Below are 18,324 nucleotides of genomic sequence, written 5' to 3'. Positions count from 1 at the left end.
TATCCCCCTTAACCTTGGTTATTTCCAGCCAGAACATCGTCTACCGCGTTACGGACAAACTCGACATGCGGCCCGAAAACAACGTGAATATGGTTGCTGGACGGAATAAACGTCCCCAGCGATCCCGACTCTTTAAGCGACTCCATCCGTAGCAGTTTTTGATCGTAGAGATCGACGCGCAGACGGGAAACGCAATTTTCCACCCGTTTGATATTACTTTTGCCGCCCAATCCCTCAATCACCAACTGGGCTACCTTGTCATATTCCTTGTTATTTAATAGCGTGCTGTCCGCCATCTCATTTTCACGACCGGGCGTTTTGATATCGAACTTGCCAATTGCCCAGCGGAAGAAGAAATAAAACACCACAAAGTTGATACTGCCGAGCACGATCAGATTTACCCAGTGGGTATTTTCATACATCAGGCCGAAAATACCGAAGTCAAAAATAGTACCGCGAATATAGCCGATGGAGACGTCTAATATTTGCAGAGGTATGGTTAATAATCCGCACAATATCGAATAGACAATAAACAGTTTCGGCGCAATAAACAGGAAGGAGAATTCAAGCGGTTCGGTGATGTTGCCGAGGAAAGCGGTAAGCACCACGGTCAATATCATCCCTTTGGCAAATTTCTTATTCTTGAAATACGCCATGTGATACATCGCCAGACCAATGGCGGGCACGCGGAATAAGGTGGTCAGCATTTGCGACGAGGCAAGGTAACTCGACAACGTCGGCATAAATTCATTCCACGCCGGATGGTTGGGGCCTAACTCAAAAAGAATTTTATTCATCGCCGGCAAAATACCGACATAGGTTTGCCCGTCGATTAAATAGGTTCCGCCCGCCTCGGTAAAGCGTACGGTGGAACTGAGGACATGATGCAAACCAAACGGGATCAGCAGCCGGTTAAGCGTCATATAGATCCCCGAACCAATATGAGGCGCCATCATCACGGTTGAAATACTTTTCATTCCCGCCGTAAACACATCCCAGATGAACGGGATCAGCAGCCCGACGGGGATCGTAAAGGCGATGGATATAATCGCCACGGACTTTTTACCGCTGAAAAACGCAAAGGCCAGCGGCAACTGCAAGCGATAATAACGATCGGTGACTTTCGCCGCCAACAAGCCGGCGATAATGCCCCCCAACGCCTCTATTTTCAGAGTCTGGATCCCTAGCACCATCCCCTGCCCGACAAAAGCCATATTGCCTTCAACCAATTGCCCCATCAGTTTTAAATGGACATGCATGGATATCAGCAATGTCATATAAGCAATTACCGATGAGAAAACCGCAATCCCTTTTTCTTTTTTTGACATGCCATAAGCGACGCCCATGGCAAACAGCAGCGGGATATTTTGAAAAACCACGCTACTGATTGAACCAACGGACGACAGAATAGCCTTGAAATAAGCATTACCTAAAAAAGGCAGCTTATCGATCATATAGGCCTGTCCCAACGCGCTGCAAATACCCATTAACATCCCGACGGGCGCTAATACTGCAATGGGTAATAATAGTGAGCGTCCAAATGTTTGTATTTCGTTTTTAAAATTGGCGTTCATAATAAGATCCCTGGTGTGGATTTACAGGCTTATAAGACACTAACGACAAACAGGCCATCAAGGTCAAATACCGACTGATTTAAAGCTCATCTTTTGCCCGTGAAAATAATGACATCACTCACAATTTTTAGCGCATTGCGCGATAATGTGCATATTGTTAGTGCATCAATCGCCTAATTTACCCGGCAAAACAGCAGGAGTTCTTATGAAAATAATCAATGCCGCCCTTCGCCAGCAAAGCGGACTCTTCAGCATTACCCTTGATCGCGGCCTGATCGCGGCCATTGAGACGCAGCCCGCGTTATTGCCCGCCGCGGAACATCAGGATGCGATCGATGCCGGCGGCCAGTTGGTTATTCCCCCGCTGGTCGAGCCGCATATTCATCTGGATGCCGTTCTGACGGCCGGCGATCCGCAATGGAACATGAGCGGCACGCTGTTTGAAGGCATTGAACGCTGGAGCCAGCGTAAGGCGACCATCACCCATGACGACACCAAACGCCGGGCGCACACCGCCATCGGCATGCTGCGGGATCACGGTATTCAGCATGTACGAACGCACATTGACGTCACCGATCCCAGTCTGGCGGCGCTGCAAGCCATGCTGGAGGTGAAGCAGGAGGCGCGCAATCTGATTGATTTGCAAATTGTCGCCTTTCCGCAGGAAGGCATCGAATCATTTGCCGACGGACGCCGGTTGATGGAACGCGCCATTGAAATGGGCGCCGATGTCGTCGGCGGTATTCCTCATTTCGAAAATACCCGCGAGCAGGGCGTCAGTTCGATCAGGTTTCTGATGGATCTGGCCGAACGCACCGGGTGTCTGGTGGACGTGCACTGCGATGAAACCGACGATGCGCAGTCACGTTTTCTGGAAGTGCTGGCGGAAGAAGCCAGAGTCCGGCAGATGGGGCACCGGGTTACGGCCAGCCATACGGTGGCGATGGGTTCCTATGATAACGCCTATTGCTCCAAGCTGTTCCGTTTACTCAACCTGTCCGGCATCAACTTTGTTTCCTGCCCGACGGAAAGCATTCATCTTCAGGGACGCTTCGATACCTTTCCCAAACGACGCGGCGTTACGCGGGTGGCCGAGCTGGATCGGGCGGGCATGAATGTCTGTTTCGGACAGGATTCAATCAAAGATCCGTGGTATCCCCTCGGTAACGGCAACATTCTGCGCGTGCTGGATGCCGGGCTGCATATCTGCCATATGATGGGGTATGAAGATCTGCAACGCTGCCTGGATTTTGTCACCGATAACAGCGCCAAAGCGATGCATCTGGGAGAAGGTTACGGCATCGCAGTCGGTCGTCCGGCCAATCTGGTGCTGCTGGATGCGGAGAACGATTACGAAACCGTGCGCCGTCAGGCCAAAGCCAGACTGTCGATCCGGCACGGCAACGTCATCATGCGCCGTACCCCGGAACAGCTGAGCTACCCGGGCTAAATGCCGGACGCCCCGGATGCCGAACGTTATCACGCTCGGTGAACCGACAACGGTTCGACAGGATCACCCAACAGCCCTTCCCGGCGGCGCTGCTGATAGCTTTGTTCAAAAGTCTGCATGCCGGCCTGGCCCCCGGTGTGGATCAGGCTGGATAGTTGATGCGTTTTCCCTTCGCGGATCAGATTGCTGACCGCCGAGGTTGCCGTCAGCACCTCAAACAAGGCCACCCGGCCGCCCTGCGGCATCGGCAACAGCTTTTGCGCCACGACGGCGCGTAAGCAGGCGGCGAGCTGGCTGCGAACAAAGGCTTTTTCTTCGCCGGGAAACACATCCACCAGCCGATCGACGGCCTGTGCCGCGCCGCGGGTATGCAACGTGGAGAGCACCAGATGGCCGGTTTCGGCCGCCGTCAGCGCCAGGCGGATAGTTTCGGCGTCGCGCAGCTCCCCCAGTAAAATCACATCGGGATCCTCGCGCAGCGCGGCCCGCAGCCCCGATGCGAATGAAGAGCAGTGCCGGCCGATTTCACGCTGCTGGATCAGACACTGCCGGCTGGCATGGATAAATTCAATGGGATCTTCCAGCGTGATCACGTGCTGGCGACAACGCGCGTTCAACGCCGTAATCATCGCCGCCAGCGTGGTGGATTTACCACTGCCGGTCGCTCCGCTCAGTAAAATCAGCCCATCGGGTTTGACCAGCAGTTCAGACAAAATCGGCGGCGCATGAAGCGCGGTCAGTGAAGGATGGGTTGAGGGTACGATCCTAAGCGCCGCCGAAAGTCCCTGCCGCTGTCGGAACAGATTGACCCGCAGGCGCGGCCCGTCAGCCAGAGTCAGGGCGCAGTCCACCTGACCCGACGTTTGCAGTTGCTGCCGCTGGCCCGGTTCAAGCCATGTGGAGCACCATTGTTCCAGTTGCTCTGAACACAAACGTGGTAAGGTATTTTCAGCGCGCAGTTGGCCATCAACACGCAACACCGGCGGATGTCCGCTACACAGATGCAGATCCGAGGCATTATGCTTTACACTAAGTGTCACCCATTCATCCACATACATAGATTAATCTCCTGAATCACTATGACCACTATCCAGCAGAATCTACAGCACATCAGGCAGCAGATCTCAGCCGCCGCAGAACAGTGCGCACGGGCGCCGGAAGCAGTGAAGCTGCTTGCAGTCAGTAAAACCAAACCTGTGACGGCTATCGAAGAAGCGATCAATGCCGGGCAGCGGGCATTTGGCGAAAACTATGTGCAGGAAGGGGTGGACAAGATCCGTCACTTCCGGGAAAACCAGCCCGATACGTCGTTGGAATGGCACTTTATCGGCCCGTTACAGTCGAACAAAAGCCGACTGGTGGCGGAGAATTTTGACTGGTTTCACACCGTGGATCGTCTGCGCATCGCCCAGCGCCTGAGCGAACAGCGCCCGGCGGCGCTGCCGCCGCTGAATGTGCTGCTGCAAATCAACATCAGCAATGAGCCGAGCAAATCCGGCATCAGGGTTGATGAATTATCCGCGCTGGCGGCCGGCGTGGCGGCATTGCCGAATCTGCGCCTGCGTGGTTTGATGGCGATCCCGGCCCCCGAAACAGACTATCAGCGGCAGCTTGCCGTTTTTCGACGAATGGACGATCTGTTTCAACAACTGGCATTACACTACCCCGACATTGATACCTTATCGATGGGAATGACCGATGATATGTGCGCCGCGATCGCCGCAGGCAGTACGCTGGTGCGGATTGGCACGGCTATCTTTGGCGCGCGTGACTATGCCGCGACGACGGCCTAGCCGGCAACGGCGGTACAATCCATTGCAACGACAATCCGTTGCAACGACGTCAGTCGCACCATCATAATCAACCACAACGATAATCAGCGAGAATTTAGATGCAGCAACGTAAAATAGCGTTTATTGGCGCCGGGAATATGGCGCAGGCCATTGTCGCCGGGTTAATCGACGGCGGCTACCCCGCCGGCAATATCAGCGTATGCGCGCCCTCCGGCAAACATCGTGACGCGCTGGCGGCCAGATTTGGCGTGGTCGGTAGCGCGGATAACGTGCGTTGCGCCCAAGAAGCGGATGTTATTGTACTGGCGGTAAAACCGCAGATGATGGCGACCGTTTGTGAACCCTTGCGACAGCAGGTGAATTTCTCCGGTAAACTGGTGTTGTCGATAGCCGCCGGCATCAGCATCGCCCGTTTTCAGGCGCTGTTGGGCGAAAATCTGAATATCGTGCGGATTATGCCCAATACGCCGTCGCTGGTGGGAAAAGGCATGAGCGGGCTGTATGCGCCCGCCGCCGTCAGCGAAAGCGATCGGGCGTTCACCGCCGGACTGATGAACAGCGTGGGCAAGGTATGCTGGGTGGAGAACGAATCAGGCATTAACGGCGTTATCGCCGCCGCAGGCAGCGCGCCCGCCTATTTCTTCCTGTTTATGGAAGCCATGCAGCAGGAAGCGGTTCGTCAGGGATTCGATCAGGATACCGCACGTTTGCTGGTACAGCAGGCGGCTTCCGGCGCCGCCGCGCTGGTAGAGGCCAACCCCGCCACGCCGCTGTCGACGCTGCGGGAAAACGTGACCTCCAAAGGCGGGACGACCGCCGAAGCGTTACGGATATTTAATGAACGGCAGCTCGCGCAGACGGTGGCGGAGGCGATGCAGGCCGCCGTAGCGCGCGCTCAGGAAATGGAAAAGCTGTTTTAATTGAAAGCATTGTTAGTCGCCCTCATTATACAGATACAGGCTCAATAAATTTCAAAGATGCAGAAAGCCAATATACCTGCAATGCGAAAGATAAAGGGGATGTCCCCATTTAATTAAGGAACCGACGTACTTATGCTTACCCTGACTTTTCTGGTCAAAACGCTGATTGACCTCTACGTGATGGTCTTGCTTTTGCGCATCTGGATGCAATGGTCGCGCAGCGATTTTTATAACCCGCTGTCGCAGTTCGTGGTCAAAATCACTCAGCCGATTGTCGGGCCGCTGCGCCGTATCCTGCCGTCGCTGGGGCCGATTGACAGCGCCTCGCTGCTGCTGGCGTTTATTCTGACCACCATCAAGTATCCCCTGCTGTTGCTGATTCAGGTCGGCGCGCTGTCGCTCAGCCCGATGAATCTGCTGGTGGGGCTGCTTTCCCTGATCAAATCCGCCGGCTACCTGGTGTTCTGGGTGGTGATTATCCGCTCGTTGATGAGTTGGATCAGTCAGGGCCGCAGCCCAATCGAGTATCTGCTGCACCAGTTGACCGAGCCGCTGATGGCGCCGCTGCGCCGCATTATTCCGGTCATGGGCGGCATCGATTTTTCCGCCATGGCGGTGATCCTGATCCTGTATCTGTTCAATTATCTGGGCATGGATCTGTTTCCGGGGTTGTGGTTCCTGCTGTGAGCGCCGTTACCCGCCACAACGACGATCTGGTGATTCGGCTGTATATCCAGCCGAAAGCCAGTCGCGACCAGATTGTCGGGCTGCATGGCGACGAGCTGAAAGTCGCCATCACCGCTCCGCCGGTCGACGGGCAGGCCAACGTCCATCTGACCAAATTCCTCGCCAAGCAATTTCGGGTCGCCAAAAGTCTGGTCATTATCGAAAAAGGTGAACTCGGGCGGCATAAACAGATTAAAATCATCAATCCGCAAACCATCCCGGCAGAAGTCGCGGAACTCATCGAATAAACACGCAGGAAAACAAGATGCAAAAAGTGGTTTTGGCTACCGGCAATCCCGGTAAAGTGCGCGAACTCGCCGGTCTGCTGGCGGATTTTGGCCTCGACATCGTGGCACAAACCGAACTGGGGGTCGATTCCGCCGAAGAAACCGGTCTGACATTTATTGAAAACGCGATTCTGAAAGCGCGCCACGCCGCGCAGATCACCGGCCTGCCGGCGATCGCCGATGACTCCGGCCTGGCGGTGGATGCGCTGGGCGGCGCGCCGGGCATTTATTCCGCGCGTTACGCCGGCGTCGACGCCGGCGACCGGCAAAATCTGGATAAGCTGCTGCAAACCCTAAAAGACGTGCCTGACGAACAGCGCGGAGCCAGCTTCCATTGCGTACTGGTTTATCTGCGCCATGCGGAAGATCCCACGCCGCTGGTGTGTCACGGCCGCTGGCAAGGCGTACTGACCCACGAAGCCGCAGGCACCGGCGGTTTTGGCTATGACCCAATCTTCTTCGTGCCGGAGCTGGGCAAAACCGCCGCCGAACTGACGCGTGAAGAAAAAAACGCCCTCTCTCACCGCGGTCAGGCGTTGCGTTTGTTACTGGATGCCCTGCGTAATGCTTAAGCTGCCTCCGCTCAGCCTGTACATTCACATTCCCTGGTGCGTGCAAAAATGCCCCTATTGCGATTTCAATTCCCACGCGCTGAAAGGCGAGGTGCCGCATCAGGAATATGTTGAACATCTGCTGGCCGATCTGGATGCCGACCTGCCGCTGGCGGCCGGCCGGACGCTGCACACGATCTTTATCGGCGGCGGCACCCCTAGCCTGCTGAGCGCGCAAGCGATGCAAAGCCTGCTGGACGGCGTGCGGGCGCGGCTGGCGTTGGCGCCGGACGCCGAAATCACCATGGAAGCCAATCCGGGCACGGTGGAAACCGACCGCTTCAGCGGCTATCAGCGCGCCGGCATCAACCGCATCTCCATCGGCGTACAGAGTTTTGATCCACAGAAACTGACCCGGCTGGGCCGCATTCACGGCCCGAATGAAGCCAAACGCGCGGCCCGTCTGGCCGCCGGACTGGGGTTACGCAGTTTTAACCTCGACCTGATGCATGGCCTGCCGGATCAGTCGTTGGCGGAGGCGCTGGACGATTTGCGTCAGGCGATCGCCCTCAACCCGCCGCACCTGTCATGGTATCAACTGACCATCGAACCCAATACGCTGTTCAGTTCGCGGCCGCCGACGCTGCCGGACGACGACGCACTGTGGGATATTTATGAGCAAGGTCATCGGTTGCTGAGCGCGGCGGGTTATCAGCAATACGAAACCTCCGCCTATGCCAAACCGGGCTATCAGTGTCAGCACAATCTGAACTACTGGCGCTTCGGCGATTATCTGGGGATCGGCTGTGGGGCGCACGGCAAGCTGACCTTCAGCGACGGGCGTATTCTACGCACGGTGAAAACCCGCCATCCTCGCGGCTATATGCAGGGCAATTATCTGGACAAGCAGCATGAAGTGGCGAATGAAGACCGCGCTTTCGAGTTCTTTATGAACCGCTTTCGCCTGCTGGAAGCCGCGCCACGCGCTGACTTCACCGCATATACCGGTCTGGATGAAAGAGGAATACGCCCGCAGTTGGATCAGGCGCTGGCGCAAGGTTATCTGGCTGAGACCGCCACCCACTGGCAGATTACCGAACACGGCAAGCTGTTTCTGAATTCGCTGCTGGAGCTGTTTCTGACAGAAGAGTGACGCTGATGGGGTGAACAGCGCCGCCCGCTCAAAGCGTCACCTTGTTCACCGCCTTCACATCCCCCGTCATTTAGAGCGGCGACCTTTCCGGTTTACGAGCCGCTTTCCACTTCTACGTTATCCCCCTTGCCCGACAGCCAGAAATAGCATTTTCTTTACACTGGATTGAGATTTTATCTTCAGATATTCTTTGTAAGAATAAATCTTACATTCATTATTGAGGTAGTTATGGCCAGAACGATGACGATTGATCTTGGAGATGAACTTCGCCACTACGTAGAGACATTGGTCGAGTCCGGTGATTACCGTACGCAAAGTGAAGTCATTCGGGAGGCTCTGAGAATGCTGCGTGAAAAACAGGCTGAGTCCGATCTGCAAAAACTGCGAAATCTGATTGCGGACGGATTAAACAGCGGGGAACCACAGGAATGGAATCGTGATGAATTTCTGCAAAAAGTCAGAGATAAAGTGCACAAGGCAGCAAAGAAAAATTAAACTCACCCCACGAACTCAGCAAGATATGGAAAATATTTATCTCTATAGTCTGCTGAAATTTAATGAAGCGGCCGCTGATAAATATTTATCAAAACTTGAGAATGCATTTAGCGCCATTGCCTAATATCACGTCGGCACTGAACGCCACGAAATCGGCGGCGGTATCCATTCGTTACCGGTTTCAAGCCACGTTATTTTCTTTTTGAACGAATGCGATACAGCAATCATTATACGCATACTTCACCAATCGCAAGATGCCGTACGCCATATCCGTTGGATAGAGCCAAATATAAACGCGTGGTTTCCGATTGAATTTTCGCAGCGGATTATGACAAAGTGTCGCGATGTGTTATCCCACAGGTGACGATGATGAAAATTGTAAAATTAATAATGATATCGCTGTTGATGGCGACGGTACTAAGCGGTTGCAACACCGCGCGCGGCTTCGGTCAGGATGTGGAAAAACTGGGCAGCAAAATTTCCAATTCGGCCAGTTGACGCGAGTTGTAAACCCTTTACAAAACCCGCAGGCGCCAGGCTGCGGGTTTTGCGTTTCAGAGCGATGCCAATCCTCTCAGAATGCAGACAGCATATCGATGTGGGGGATGCCGTCTTCGTCGTAAACCTCACCGATGGCGACAAAGCCGAAGTTGGCATAAAAATGCTGCAAATGCGCCTGAGCAGACAGGAAAAGATGCTTTTGCGGCCAGTGGCGGGTACTGCTAATCAGCACATGCTCCATCAGTTGATGCCCCAGATGTTGCCCGCGGGCCGGCGGCGCCACAATCACCCGTCCGATGGTCACCACATCATTACCCGGATGCGGCGCCAGCAGCCGTGCATAAGCGGCCGGTTTGCCGTTGTCATACGCCGTGATATGGCGGTTGCCTTCCTCCAGATCGCGCCCATCGATATCCTGATACGGACAGGTTTGCTCCACCACAAAAACCTGATTACGCAGCGCCAGAATGTCATGCAATGAATACACATTCAGATCATCGACAGACCAGTCATGCCATATCAGATTCATATCCACCCCGTCTGTTCTACGCGGCATTCCGCCTGTCGGCCCGCCGCTTCGCGTAAATCAGCCACGCCCACAATAATGCAATCGCCAGCGCAAATAATACGCCGAAACCCATACCGATGGTGATAACCGACACCCCTAATTTAACCACCAGCGAGTAGAGGCCCAGCATCAACAGCATCGACGCATTCTCACCCAGATTCTGAACCGCAATGGCGTTGCCCGCGCCGACGCTGGCTTTACCCCGCTCCTGCAACAGGGCATTGAGCGGCACGATGAAAAAGCCCCCCAGCGCGCCAAGCAAAATCAGTAAACCATAGGCGCCGATCAAGCTTTGCTGGAGAGTAAAAATCACCACCACCACGCCAATCAACACGCCCGCCGGTAAGCAACGTTGTACCGTTTTCAGCGTAATCAGTTTAGCGGCGGCGCCCGCCCCGATCACAATACCCACCGCCACCATCGCATTCAGCAAGGTCGGCGTGGCGTTATCGGTAATACCGAGCGCCAGCGGCACCCACAGCACCAGCAGAAAACGCAGCGTCACCCCCGCCCCCCAGAACAGGCCGGTGCCCACCAGCGAAAAACGGGTTTCGCCATCGCGCCACAGCACGCGACAGGCGGAAAAGAAGCGTTTGGTCATTTGGGCCGGATGCCAGGACGATCCCGGGCGCGCCGCGCTCAGCCGGGGGATCAGCATATTCGCCCCCAGCGCAATACCATAAGCCACGGCGCAAATCGCCAGCGCGGCGTACAAATTCCAGTCCGCCAGCACGCCCCCGGCCACCGAGCCGGTGAGGATCGCCGCAATGGTTGAAGCTTCCATCAGGCCGTTGGCCTTCACCAACTGGTCGCCACGGGTTATTTCGCCCAGGATGCCATACTTGGCGGGTGAATAGGCCGCCGCACCGACGCCCACCAGCGTATACCCAAGAAACGGATTACCGCCGAAGCAAATAAGCAACGCGCCGGCCAGCTTCAGGGTATTGGAAAACATCATCACCCGACCTTTGGCAAAGCTGTCCGCCACCTGCCCGACAAACGGGGCCAAAATGATATAGGCGGCCACAAAACCCATTTGTAAAAATGGCTGGCTCCAGTCGGGATAAACCAGTTGTTTGATTAGCGCCAGCGTGGCGAACAACAGGGCATTGTCGCCAAAGGCGGAAAAAAACTGCGCGATAATTACCGCGCTCATGCTGCGCGACATCAGCGGAGCGGCCTGTTCCGGCATCTGACTCATTGTGCCTGCTCCGGTTGTTCCGCCATTTGACGCAGGGTGACAAAATCAGGTTTGCCGCTGCCGAGCAACGGTAACGCTTTCACATGCCGGATATCGCGCGGCACCGCCAGTTCGGGAACGCCGCCGCTGCGCGCCTGTGCCAATAGTTGCTCGCGAGATAACTGGTTATCGGTGGTAAACAGCACCAGCGCTTCGCCTTTACTGCTGTCGCTACGGGCGCTGGCGGCATGCTGGGCGTCCGGCGACGCTTTTAACGCCAGTTGTTCCACACTTTCCAGCGACACCATTTCACCGGCCAGTTTGGCAAAACGCTTCACCCGGCCGACGATGGTGCAGAAGCCCTTTTCATCCAGTTCGACAATGTCGCCGGTGTCATACCAGCCCGCCTCTGATTCGCCCTGGGCGTTTTCCGCGGCGGGCGTTTCCAATACGCCGGGATGCTCAACGCGCAGATAGCCTTTCATGATGTTTGGCCCGCGCAGTTGCAGACGCCCGCCCCGCTCAATACCGGGAACCGTGATAAGCCGCGACGCCATTTCCGGCAGCAAACGCCCGACGGTATGGATTTTAGCCGCCATCGGCACGTTGATCGCCACCACCGGCGCGCACTCAGTCACACCGTAGCCTTCCAGAATGCGGATACCGAATTTGTCCTGCCAGATCTGACGGGTGACCTCGGAGAGCTTTTCAGCCCCGGCGACCACATAGCGCAAACGGGCGAAATCATAAGGATGCGCAAAGCGCGCGTAATGCCCCAGAAAGGTGGAGGTGCCAAACAGCACGGTACAGTTCTGGTCGTATACCAGCTCCGGCACGATGCGATAATGCAGCGGGCTGGGATACAGAAAGACCCGAGCGCCGGTCATCAATGGCGTCAGCAGGCCGACCGTCAGTCCAAACGCATGGAACAGCGGCAGCGCCGACATAAAACGGTCGCGGGGCGTAAAGTCCGCCACGGTACGAATTTGCTCCACGTTCGCCAACAGACTGTCATGGGAATGCACCACGCCTTTCGGGTTACCTTCGGAACCGGAAGTAAACAGGATCATCGCCGCATCGTCGGGTTTCTGCGCCAGCATCGCCCGGGCGGGAAACAGCAGATGAAACAGAATCCACAGCTTATCAGACAGCGTTACGGTATCTTTTAAATCTTCCAGATAGACCCAGTTGGCCTCGGTCACCTGTTTTGGCAAGTCGGTCAGTTTGCCCTTTTCCAGAAACTGACGCGACGTCACGATGGTTTTAATGGTGGCGGCTTTCATGGCGCTTTGCAGCCCTTTCGCCCCCGCCGTGTAGTTCAGCATCGCCGGAACCCGGTTACGTAACGTGGCCCCCAGAATCGCCGCCGCCGTAATGGTGGCGTTGGGCAACAGCATCCCCACATGCTCGTCCGCCCGGGTAAAACGCTGCAAAATCCGCGATACGCCGAGGGACTTTTTCAATAACCCCTGATAGCTGTCTTCCTTGAATGAAATATCTGAAATACAACGAGAGCGGCGCCCGTAGCGGGTTTGCGCCGACAGAAAAGCCTGATACAGCGTTTGGCTTGGGCGCGTCGCCATTCTCGCCGCCATCATAATCTGATGCAGGCGTTCCCCCGCCAGTATACGGCGCTCACGGGCGCTGTTCGCCTCCGGCATCGGCAAGGTGGTGGGCGGCAAATAGCTGATGGTGATCGGCGGAAACCAGCGGCGTTTAAATACCCCCGCCAGACGCCCGAACGGCGTGAACTCCGGCCCGTCCAGCCGCACCGGAATAATGGTCGCCCCCGATTTCGCCGCCACGAACGCCGCGCCGCTGTAGATTTTCATCAGCGACCCCGTCACGGTGATGCGTCCTTCCGGGAACACCACCACCGGCTGGCCGCGTTCGATCAATTTAATCAGCCCCTTGATGGCTAGAGGCTTGGTCGGATCCAGCGGCACGAAATCGATATAGGGTTTCAGCCAGCGCATAAACCAGCGCCCGTAAATGTCCGAATAAACTGCGAATACCGGCTTTACCGGTAAAAACAGCGCCAGAAGCGCGCCATCAAGAAAGGAAACGTGATTGGGGGTTATCAGCAATTTTGATTGCTGGAAGTTGCTGCTGTCGCCCTCAATCCGGATGCGGTACAGACGCCGGAACACCCAACGTAACAGGGTATAGATCATGTCTTCTCCTAATAGACAGATAAACGGTGCAGCCGGTGAAAAACAGGCTGTTCGATCGCTGCGATCAAAATACTATAGCGATCCGCTCATCGCCAGAATAACCGAACCACGGCGGGCGAAAGTCGGTTTATGTTGCGGGTGAAGAAAGTAATAGAGAGCAGTGCGGGCGGCAGGCAAAAAAAACCTACGCATCCGCGTAGGTTGGTGTAATCAAATGGTTCAATGTACAGAGCACATCGATATATCACCAATCAATACCTCTGGGACTTGATACTTTAAACAGAGTGCATTCGCGAAACCAGCAGCGAATCGCAAGAGTTCTGCTCTAAGTGCAACCAACTGTAAAATTCTTATCGCGTCGTGTAATAACTGCGGCAATGTTAATCCGTCCAGGCAATCACCGGTTACTGGCGAGGCAAGGAAGATTCCGCCAGGCTTTTCGCTATCGACGCCGCGGTGGCGGCGTCGCATTCGATGGCTCCGAGCAAGGCATCAAGCAGACCGGGAAAACGCGCGTCCAGATCCTCACGGCGCAACGACAATAAGTTCTCGCGCCCGTATGGGCGCTGCCAGATTACACCGCTGTTGCGCAGCACCCGCCAGTGGTGAGTCAGGGTGGACTTCGATATGCCTTGCAGCACCGAACCGCAGGTGTATTCACCGCCGTCGGCCAGCACCCGCACCACGGTCAGGCGCAGCGGGTTGCCTAGCGCGGTGAGCACATCTTCCAGGCGAATCTTGTCTCGTTCAGGGTGATTGGCAATCATTCCGGCACGGTATCCAATAGTACGAGGACTGTCAAACAGTCCGGCGTTAATGACAACACGATTAAACCAATTCCAGCACCAGCAGCTCTTCCAACGTCTGACGACGGCGGATCAGCCGCGGCTGTCCCTGCTCGAACAGCACTTCCGGCAGCAACGGACGGCTATTGTAATTGGAGGACATGGAGGCGCCATAAGCGCCGGTATCATGGAACACCAGATAATCGCCCACCTGCGCGTCCGGCAGCGCGATGGTTTCCACGCCGCCGCCGGCATGCTGGGTAAAGACGTCGCCGGATTCGCACAGCGGCCCGGCTATCACGCTGTCGCGCAGCGGCGCCTGGCTGATATCGCGGTTGTCGCCCGGCAGCAGCGAAATATGGTGATAGCTGCCGTACATCGCCGGACGCATCAGATCGTTGAAACCGGCATCCACCAGCACAAAGTGGCGGCTGCCCATCTCTTTCACCGCCCGTACTTCCGCCACCAGCACGCCGGCTTCGGCGACCAGAAAACGGCCCGGCTCAATTTCCAGCGTCACCGGATGGCCCAGATGAGCGGCAATTTTCTCACGGGCGGCGTTCCACAGGCCGTAATAGTGCTCGGTATCAATCGACTCTTCACCGTCGCGGTAAGGAATGGATAAACCGCCGCCGGCCGAGATCGCCTCAATATCGTGGCCCAGCGTAATCACCTGCCGCACCATCGCCTCGCACACCTGCTCTAAATGGCCGTAGTCCACGCCGGAACCAATGTGCATATGAATCCCCACCAGTTTCAGCTGATAGCGTTGGATCTGCGCCAGCGCCCGCGGCAGATCGCCGAACCAGATCCCGTGTTTGCTGTTTTCCCCGCCGGTATTGGTTTTCTGACTGTGACCATGACCAAAACCGGGGTTAACCCGCAGCCACACCGGATGACCCGGCGACTGGCGGCCCAACTGTTCCAGCATATCCACCGATCCGGCGTTAACCGGGATCTTCAATTCGGTCACGCGTTGTAATGTCGGACGATCCAGCAGATCGGCGGTAAAGACGATCTCGTGCGCGTCGGTGCCCGGCGCAAACCCCGCCACCAGCGCGCGTTCAATTTCGCCCAGCGACACGGAATCCACTTTGACGCCCTGCTGATGCATCAGGCGCAGAATATGCGTATTGGAACAGGCTTTCTGCGCAAAGCGGATGGCATCGAATCGGCGCAGTTTAGCGATTCGGTCGATGATGGTCTGCGCATCATAAGCCCAGACCGGGCAACCGAATCGAGCGGGCAGTTCGCGCAGGCTCTGCGCATTCAGCGCATAAGCGGCGTCATTCAAATCGTGCGGCATAACATTTCCCGGAAGCAAAATGACCATGTTGGTAATGTTTACATTATGCCAATGGTTAATTTGGTAATAAAATATCCATATATGGTTAATCTATTCATTTTTGATATATCTTAATTAACCCAACAGGAACCGCTATGGCCGCCGTATCACTACGACATATTGAGATTTTTCACGCGGTAATGACCGCCGGTAATCTGACCGAAGCGGCAGCGCTGCTGAATACCTCTCAGCCGACGGTCAGCCGCGAGCTGGCGCGGTTTGAAAAACTGATTCAAATGACGTTGTTCGAACGCCTGCGCGGGCGGCTGTACCCGACGGCGCAAGGTTTACAGCTATTTGAAGAAGTGCAGCGATCCTATTATGGCTTAGACCGAATCATCAACGCCGCCGGCGATATTCGCCATTTTCAGCAGGCGCAGCTTTCAATCGCCTGTCTGCCGGTATTCTCTCAGTCGCTGCTGCCCGACGTCTGTAAACTGCTGTTGGCTCGCTATCCGTCGCTTAACCTGAATATCATTCCCCAGGAATCGCCGCTGCTGGAAGAGTGGCTGTCAGCCCAGCGGCACGATTTGGGGCTAACGGAAAACACCATCACGCCCGCCGGAACGGAGCGCCAGACGTTGATGCAGTTGAATGAAGTCTGCGTACTGCCCGCGCGGCATCCTTTGGCGGACAAGATGGCGCTGACGCCGTCTGACTTTGCTGGCGAACCCTTTATCAGCCTGTCCAGCGCCGACGGCTATCGCCAACTGTTGGACAAGCTGTTTCAGGAACAAGGCGTTCCCCGCCAGATGGTGGTGGAAACCCACAGCGCGGCGTCTGTTTGCGCCATGGTGCGCGCGGGTGTCGGTCTGTCCATCGTCAACCCGCTGACCGCACTGGACTATGCCAACTCCGGCGTTGTCGTGCGCCCTTTCAGTATCGATGTGCCGTTTATCGTCAGCCTGATCCGCCCGCTGCACCGTCCGGCCTCCGCGCTGGTGGATACCTTTATCGAACAGCTTAAACAGTATGCCGAACGCATACCCTTGCGTTTACAACACGTGCTACGGCCGTGACAGGACTCACCCAGCGCGCCTCATCCCGAAAAAAGCATTGTGTGGTATAGTGAGCCTTATCTTTCGTTCTTGACATTTTTCCCCTTTGGGGAAGCTGACGAACCACTGACCAAGTAAGATCCATGCCACACTATAGCCAAACCGCCAGCCATCATACCAAGCTTCAAAACCCGGTTTTCCCTCTGGGACGCTTCTCCGTCGCCCCGATGCTCGACTGGACCGATCGCCACTGCCGCTATTTTCTGCGCCGGTTGACCCGCAACGCCCTGCTGTATACCGAAATGGTCACCACCGGCGCCCTTATCCACGGCAAAGGGGATTATCTGGCCTATAGCGAGGAAGAGCACCCGCTGGCATTGCAGTTGGGCGGCAGCGATGCGCAGGCGTTGGCGCACTGTGCGCAGTTGGCGGAACAGCGCGGTTACGATGAGGTTAATCTTAACGTCGGCTGCCCGTCCGATCGGGTGCAGAACGGGCGTTTCGGCGCCTGTCTGATGGGGGAAGCCGAACTGGTCGCCGACTGCATCAAGGCGATGAAAGATCGCGTTTCCATCCCGGTGACGGTAAAAACCCGCATCGGTATCGACGATCGGGACAGCTATGCCTTCCTGTGCGAGTTTATTCACACGGTTGCCGAACGCGGCGCTTGCGACACCTTTATCGTGCATGCGCGCAAAGCCTGGCTGTCCGGCCTCAGTCCAAAAGAAAATCGTGAGATCCCGCCGTTGGATTATCCGCGGGTTTATCAGTTGAAGCGGGATTTCCCAGCCCTGACCATCGCCATTAACGGCGGCGTCAAAACGCTGGCGGAAGCCAAAACCCACTTACAATACCTGGATGGTGTGATGATGGGGCGCGAAGCGTACCAAAACCCCGGCATTCTGGCGCAGATCGATAGGGAACTATTCGGATCGGCGGTTGCCGACCCGGATATCGTCGCGGTGGTGCAATCGATGTACCCGTATATCGAGCGGGAGCTGTCGAACGGCGCGGCGCTCGGTCATATCACTCGTCATATGCTGGGTCTGTTTCAGGGCGTGAGCGGCGCACGCCAGTGGCGACGTTATCTGAGTGAAAATGCGCACAAACCGGGCGCCGATGCGTCCGTGGTTGAACGCGCGCTGGCGTTGGTTAATCACTCCCACGTCTGAATAACGCCAACAGTTGGTCTTTTTGACTAACCTTCGATAATCCCTTCCTTATTCGTCGCTGATAAATCAATACCTTATCAGCGGCGCATTTTGGCACGATTCTTGTTAATACCCTATAGCCGCCCTTTCGTTGCGATATAGACGACAGGCGATGTATCACGATTAACAAGCAAAAAATGCTTAACCGCCACAGGAGCGCTCTATGTTGGAAATTTTCTTCGTTATTGGCTTTTTTATCATGCTGATGGTCACCGGCGTATCATTGCTGGGGGTGATTGCCGCCCTGTTTATCGCCGCTATTTTCATGCTGGTCGGCGGGCTGTTCGTGATGGCGATTAAAGTGCTGCCGTGGCTGTTGCTGGCGGTGGCGGCGGTCTGGTTATGGCGTCATTTTCAACAAAAACCAGTGCGTTACTATCGCTAACCGTGGCGACGTCAGCGCCGATGGAATATGAAAGATAAAGAGCGCAATGCAAAATTGTGCGCCAGCAGATATTTTTTCATGACGGTGGCTGCTAGGATGTCGCCACTATTGATTATCTGCTTTGAACGACATGACATCTTGTTCTGTCGTCAAACAGGCGGTTAAGCGCAGTAAGACAAAAGCTTTCATCAGCGTCAGGAACACAATAGCCACACAGTGGCACCTCCA

At 55.7% G+C, this 18,324-nt stretch carries 20 protein-coding genes; 13 read left to right on the top strand and 7 right to left on the bottom strand.

Annotated elements, in window-relative coordinates:
- Positions 1 to 8: 8 nt before the first annotated feature.
- Positions 9 to 1,574: a PTS transporter subunit EIIC gene (locus tag HOY33_RS16080; RefSeq protein ID WP_172291155.1), complete on the bottom strand. Its 1,566-nt coding sequence runs from the start codon at positions 1,572 to 1,574 to the stop codon at positions 9 to 11.
- A 205-nt stretch (positions 1,575 to 1,779) separates the two neighbouring features.
- Here HOY33_RS16080 and codA point away from each other — a divergent pair, with 205 nt between their 5' ends.
- Positions 1,780 to 3,024 carry a cytosine deaminase gene (codA, locus tag HOY33_RS16075; RefSeq protein WP_172291154.1) on the top strand — a complete coding sequence of 415 codons (1,245 nt, stop codon included), beginning with the start codon at positions 1,780 to 1,782 and terminating at the stop codon, positions 3,022 to 3,024.
- 29 nt (positions 3,025 to 3,053) lie between these two features.
- Here codA and HOY33_RS16070 read toward each other — a convergent pair whose 3' ends face one another.
- A complete protein-coding gene (locus tag HOY33_RS16070) occupies positions 3,054 to 4,082 on the bottom strand; it encodes a type IV pilus twitching motility protein PilT (protein ID WP_172291153.1) in 1,029 nt (342 codons plus the stop codon).
- Positions 4,083 to 4,103: 21 nt separating this feature from the next.
- Between HOY33_RS16070 and HOY33_RS16065 the strand changes: the two genes are divergently transcribed.
- The 9 genes from HOY33_RS16065 to HOY33_RS16025 all read left to right on the top strand — a co-directional run bounded on the left by HOY33_RS16065 (position 4,104) and on the right by HOY33_RS16025 (position 9,447).
- The gene (locus HOY33_RS16065) at positions 4,104 to 4,817 is read left to right on the top strand and encodes a YggS family pyridoxal phosphate-dependent enzyme (protein ID WP_172291152.1); all 714 of its coding nucleotides are present in this window, start codon (positions 4,104 to 4,106) and stop codon (positions 4,815 to 4,817) included.
- A gap of 98 nt (positions 4,818 to 4,915) precedes the next feature.
- Positions 4,916 to 5,737: a pyrroline-5-carboxylate reductase gene (gene proC, locus HOY33_RS16060; RefSeq protein ID WP_172291151.1), complete on the top strand. Its 822-nt coding sequence runs from the start codon at positions 4,916 to 4,918 to the stop codon at positions 5,735 to 5,737.
- Between the two features lie 132 nt (positions 5,738 to 5,869).
- Positions 5,870 to 6,424, top strand: a complete 555-nt coding sequence (locus HOY33_RS16055) for a YggT family protein (RefSeq protein WP_172291150.1) — start codon at positions 5,870 to 5,872, stop codon at positions 6,422 to 6,424.
- Positions 6,421 to 6,711, top strand: a complete 291-nt coding sequence (gene yggU, locus HOY33_RS16050) for a DUF167 family protein YggU (protein WP_172291149.1) — start codon at positions 6,421 to 6,423, stop codon at positions 6,709 to 6,711. The genes HOY33_RS16055 and yggU overlap by 4 nt, the downstream gene beginning before the upstream one ends.
- Before the next feature lie 17 nt (positions 6,712 to 6,728).
- Positions 6,729 to 7,322 (top strand): XTP/dITP diphosphatase, encoded by a 594-nt coding sequence (locus tag HOY33_RS16045; RefSeq protein ID WP_172291148.1) that lies wholly within the window; start codon positions 6,729 to 6,731, stop codon positions 7,320 to 7,322.
- Entirely contained in the window at positions 7,315 to 8,454 is a 1,140-nt protein-coding gene (hemW, locus tag HOY33_RS16040) for a radical SAM family heme chaperone HemW (protein WP_172291147.1), read from the top strand. Before HOY33_RS16045 ends, hemW begins: the two co-directional genes overlap by 8 nt.
- Before the next feature lie 228 nt (positions 8,455 to 8,682).
- Complete coding sequence (locus HOY33_RS16035) at positions 8,683 to 8,949, top strand: type II toxin-antitoxin system ParD family antitoxin (RefSeq protein WP_172291146.1); 267 nt, start codon at positions 8,683 to 8,685, stop codon at positions 8,947 to 8,949.
- Entirely contained in the window at positions 8,894 to 9,073 is a 180-nt protein-coding gene (locus HOY33_RS20840; protein ID WP_330528038.1) for a type II toxin-antitoxin system RelE/ParE family toxin, read from the top strand. Before HOY33_RS16035 ends, HOY33_RS20840 begins: the two co-directional genes overlap by 56 nt.
- 242 nt (positions 9,074 to 9,315) lie before the next feature.
- Positions 9,316 to 9,447, top strand: a complete 132-nt coding sequence (locus HOY33_RS16025) for an entericidin A/B family lipoprotein (RefSeq protein ID WP_233356478.1) — start codon at positions 9,316 to 9,318, stop codon at positions 9,445 to 9,447.
- 76 nt (positions 9,448 to 9,523) lie between these two features.
- On the opposite strand, the gene HOY33_RS16020 is transcribed toward HOY33_RS16025, so the two are convergent.
- The 5 genes from HOY33_RS16020 to lysA all read right to left on the bottom strand — a co-directional run bounded on the left by HOY33_RS16020 (position 9,524) and on the right by lysA (position 15,463).
- Entirely contained in the window at positions 9,524 to 9,979 is a 456-nt protein-coding gene (locus HOY33_RS16020; protein WP_172291144.1) for a GNAT family N-acetyltransferase, read from the bottom strand.
- A 16-nt stretch (positions 9,980 to 9,995) separates the two neighbouring features.
- Positions 9,996 to 11,219: a lysophospholipid transporter LplT gene (lplT, locus tag HOY33_RS16015; protein ID WP_172291143.1), complete on the bottom strand. Its 1,224-nt coding sequence runs from the start codon at positions 11,217 to 11,219 to the stop codon at positions 9,996 to 9,998.
- The gene (gene aas, locus HOY33_RS16010; protein WP_172291142.1) at positions 11,216 to 13,372 is read right to left on the bottom strand and encodes a bifunctional acyl-ACP--phospholipid O-acyltransferase/long-chain-fatty-acid--ACP ligase; all 2,157 of its coding nucleotides are present in this window, start codon (positions 13,370 to 13,372) and stop codon (positions 11,216 to 11,218) included. The genes lplT and aas overlap by 4 nt, the downstream gene beginning before the upstream one ends.
- Positions 13,373 to 13,776: 404 nt before the next feature.
- A complete protein-coding gene (locus HOY33_RS16005) occupies positions 13,777 to 14,139 on the bottom strand; it encodes a helix-turn-helix transcriptional regulator (RefSeq protein WP_172291141.1) in 363 nt (120 codons plus the stop codon).
- 61 nt (positions 14,140 to 14,200) lie between these two features.
- A complete protein-coding gene (gene lysA / locus HOY33_RS16000) occupies positions 14,201 to 15,463 on the bottom strand; it encodes a diaminopimelate decarboxylase (RefSeq protein WP_172291140.1) in 1,263 nt (420 codons plus the stop codon).
- Positions 15,464 to 15,597: 134 nt separating this feature from the next.
- Here lysA and HOY33_RS15995 point away from each other — a divergent pair, with 134 nt between their 5' ends.
- From HOY33_RS15995 to pspG, 3 genes are all read left to right on the top strand, one after another.
- Positions 15,598 to 16,521 carry a LysR family transcriptional regulator gene (locus HOY33_RS15995; protein WP_172291139.1) on the top strand — a complete coding sequence of 308 codons (924 nt, stop codon included), beginning with the start codon at positions 15,598 to 15,600 and terminating at the stop codon, positions 16,519 to 16,521.
- Positions 16,522 to 16,643: 122 nt separating this feature from the next.
- Positions 16,644 to 17,672 carry a tRNA dihydrouridine(20/20a) synthase DusA gene (gene dusA / locus HOY33_RS15990; protein WP_172291138.1) on the top strand — a complete coding sequence of 343 codons (1,029 nt, stop codon included), beginning with the start codon at positions 16,644 to 16,646 and terminating at the stop codon, positions 17,670 to 17,672.
- 202 nt (positions 17,673 to 17,874) lie between these two features.
- Positions 17,875 to 18,096: an envelope stress response protein PspG gene (pspG, locus tag HOY33_RS15985; protein WP_172291137.1), complete on the top strand. Its 222-nt coding sequence runs from the start codon at positions 17,875 to 17,877 to the stop codon at positions 18,094 to 18,096.
- Positions 18,097 to 18,324 lie beyond the last annotated feature (228 nt).

The organism is Brenneria sp. hezel4-2-4, from assembly GCF_013155275.1.
Taxonomy (GTDB): Bacteria; Pseudomonadota; Gammaproteobacteria; order Enterobacterales; family Enterobacteriaceae; genus Brenneria.
The sequence above is the reverse complement of the archived record's forward strand: the minus strand, read 5'-3'. Positions and strand labels throughout refer to the sequence as shown.

What these genes read in the sequence shown, in the direction of transcription:
- HOY33_RS16080 (WP_172291155.1), bottom strand. Translation starts at nt 1,574, where the DNA reads ATGAACGCCAATTTTAAAAACGAAATACAAACATTTGGACGCTCACTA.
- codA (WP_172291154.1), top strand. Translation starts at nt 1,780, where the DNA reads ATGAAAATAATCAATGCCGCCCTTCGCCAGCAAAGCGGACTCTTCAGC.
- HOY33_RS16070 (WP_172291153.1), bottom strand. Translation starts at nt 4,082, where the DNA reads ATGTATGTGGATGAATGGGTGACACTTAGTGTAAAGCATAATGCCTCG.
- HOY33_RS16065 (WP_172291152.1), top strand. Translation starts at nt 4,104, where the DNA reads ATGACCACTATCCAGCAGAATCTACAGCACATCAGGCAGCAGATCTCA.
- proC (WP_172291151.1), top strand. Translation starts at nt 4,916, where the DNA reads ATGCAGCAACGTAAAATAGCGTTTATTGGCGCCGGGAATATGGCGCAG.
- HOY33_RS16055 (WP_172291150.1), top strand. Translation starts at nt 5,870, where the DNA reads ATGCTTACCCTGACTTTTCTGGTCAAAACGCTGATTGACCTCTACGTG.
- HOY33_RS16045 (WP_172291148.1), top strand. Translation starts at nt 6,729, where the DNA reads ATGCAAAAAGTGGTTTTGGCTACCGGCAATCCCGGTAAAGTGCGCGAA.
- hemW (WP_172291147.1), top strand. Translation starts at nt 7,315, where the DNA reads ATGCTTAAGCTGCCTCCGCTCAGCCTGTACATTCACATTCCCTGGTGC.
- HOY33_RS16035 (WP_172291146.1), top strand. Translation starts at nt 8,683, where the DNA reads ATGGCCAGAACGATGACGATTGATCTTGGAGATGAACTTCGCCACTAC.
- HOY33_RS20840 (WP_330528038.1), top strand. Translation starts at nt 8,894, where the DNA reads ATGAATTTCTGCAAAAAGTCAGAGATAAAGTGCACAAGGCAGCAAAGA.
- HOY33_RS16025 (WP_233356478.1), top strand. Translation starts at nt 9,316, where the DNA reads ATGATGAAAATTGTAAAATTAATAATGATATCGCTGTTGATGGCGACG.
- HOY33_RS16020 (WP_172291144.1), bottom strand. Translation starts at nt 9,979, where the DNA reads ATGAATCTGATATGGCATGACTGGTCTGTCGATGATCTGAATGTGTAT.
- lplT (WP_172291143.1), bottom strand. Translation starts at nt 11,219, where the DNA reads ATGAGTCAGATGCCGGAACAGGCCGCTCCGCTGATGTCGCGCAGCATG.
- aas (WP_172291142.1), bottom strand. Translation starts at nt 13,372, where the DNA reads ATGATCTATACCCTGTTACGTTGGGTGTTCCGGCGTCTGTACCGCATC.
- HOY33_RS16005 (WP_172291141.1), bottom strand. Translation starts at nt 14,139, where the DNA reads ATGATTGCCAATCACCCTGAACGAGACAAGATTCGCCTGGAAGATGTG.
- lysA (WP_172291140.1), bottom strand. Translation starts at nt 15,463, where the DNA reads ATGCCGCACGATTTGAATGACGCCGCTTATGCGCTGAATGCGCAGAGC.
- HOY33_RS15995 (WP_172291139.1), top strand. Translation starts at nt 15,598, where the DNA reads ATGGCCGCCGTATCACTACGACATATTGAGATTTTTCACGCGGTAATG.
- dusA (WP_172291138.1), top strand. Translation starts at nt 16,644, where the DNA reads ATGCCACACTATAGCCAAACCGCCAGCCATCATACCAAGCTTCAAAAC.
- pspG (WP_172291137.1), top strand. Translation starts at nt 17,875, where the DNA reads ATGTTGGAAATTTTCTTCGTTATTGGCTTTTTTATCATGCTGATGGTC.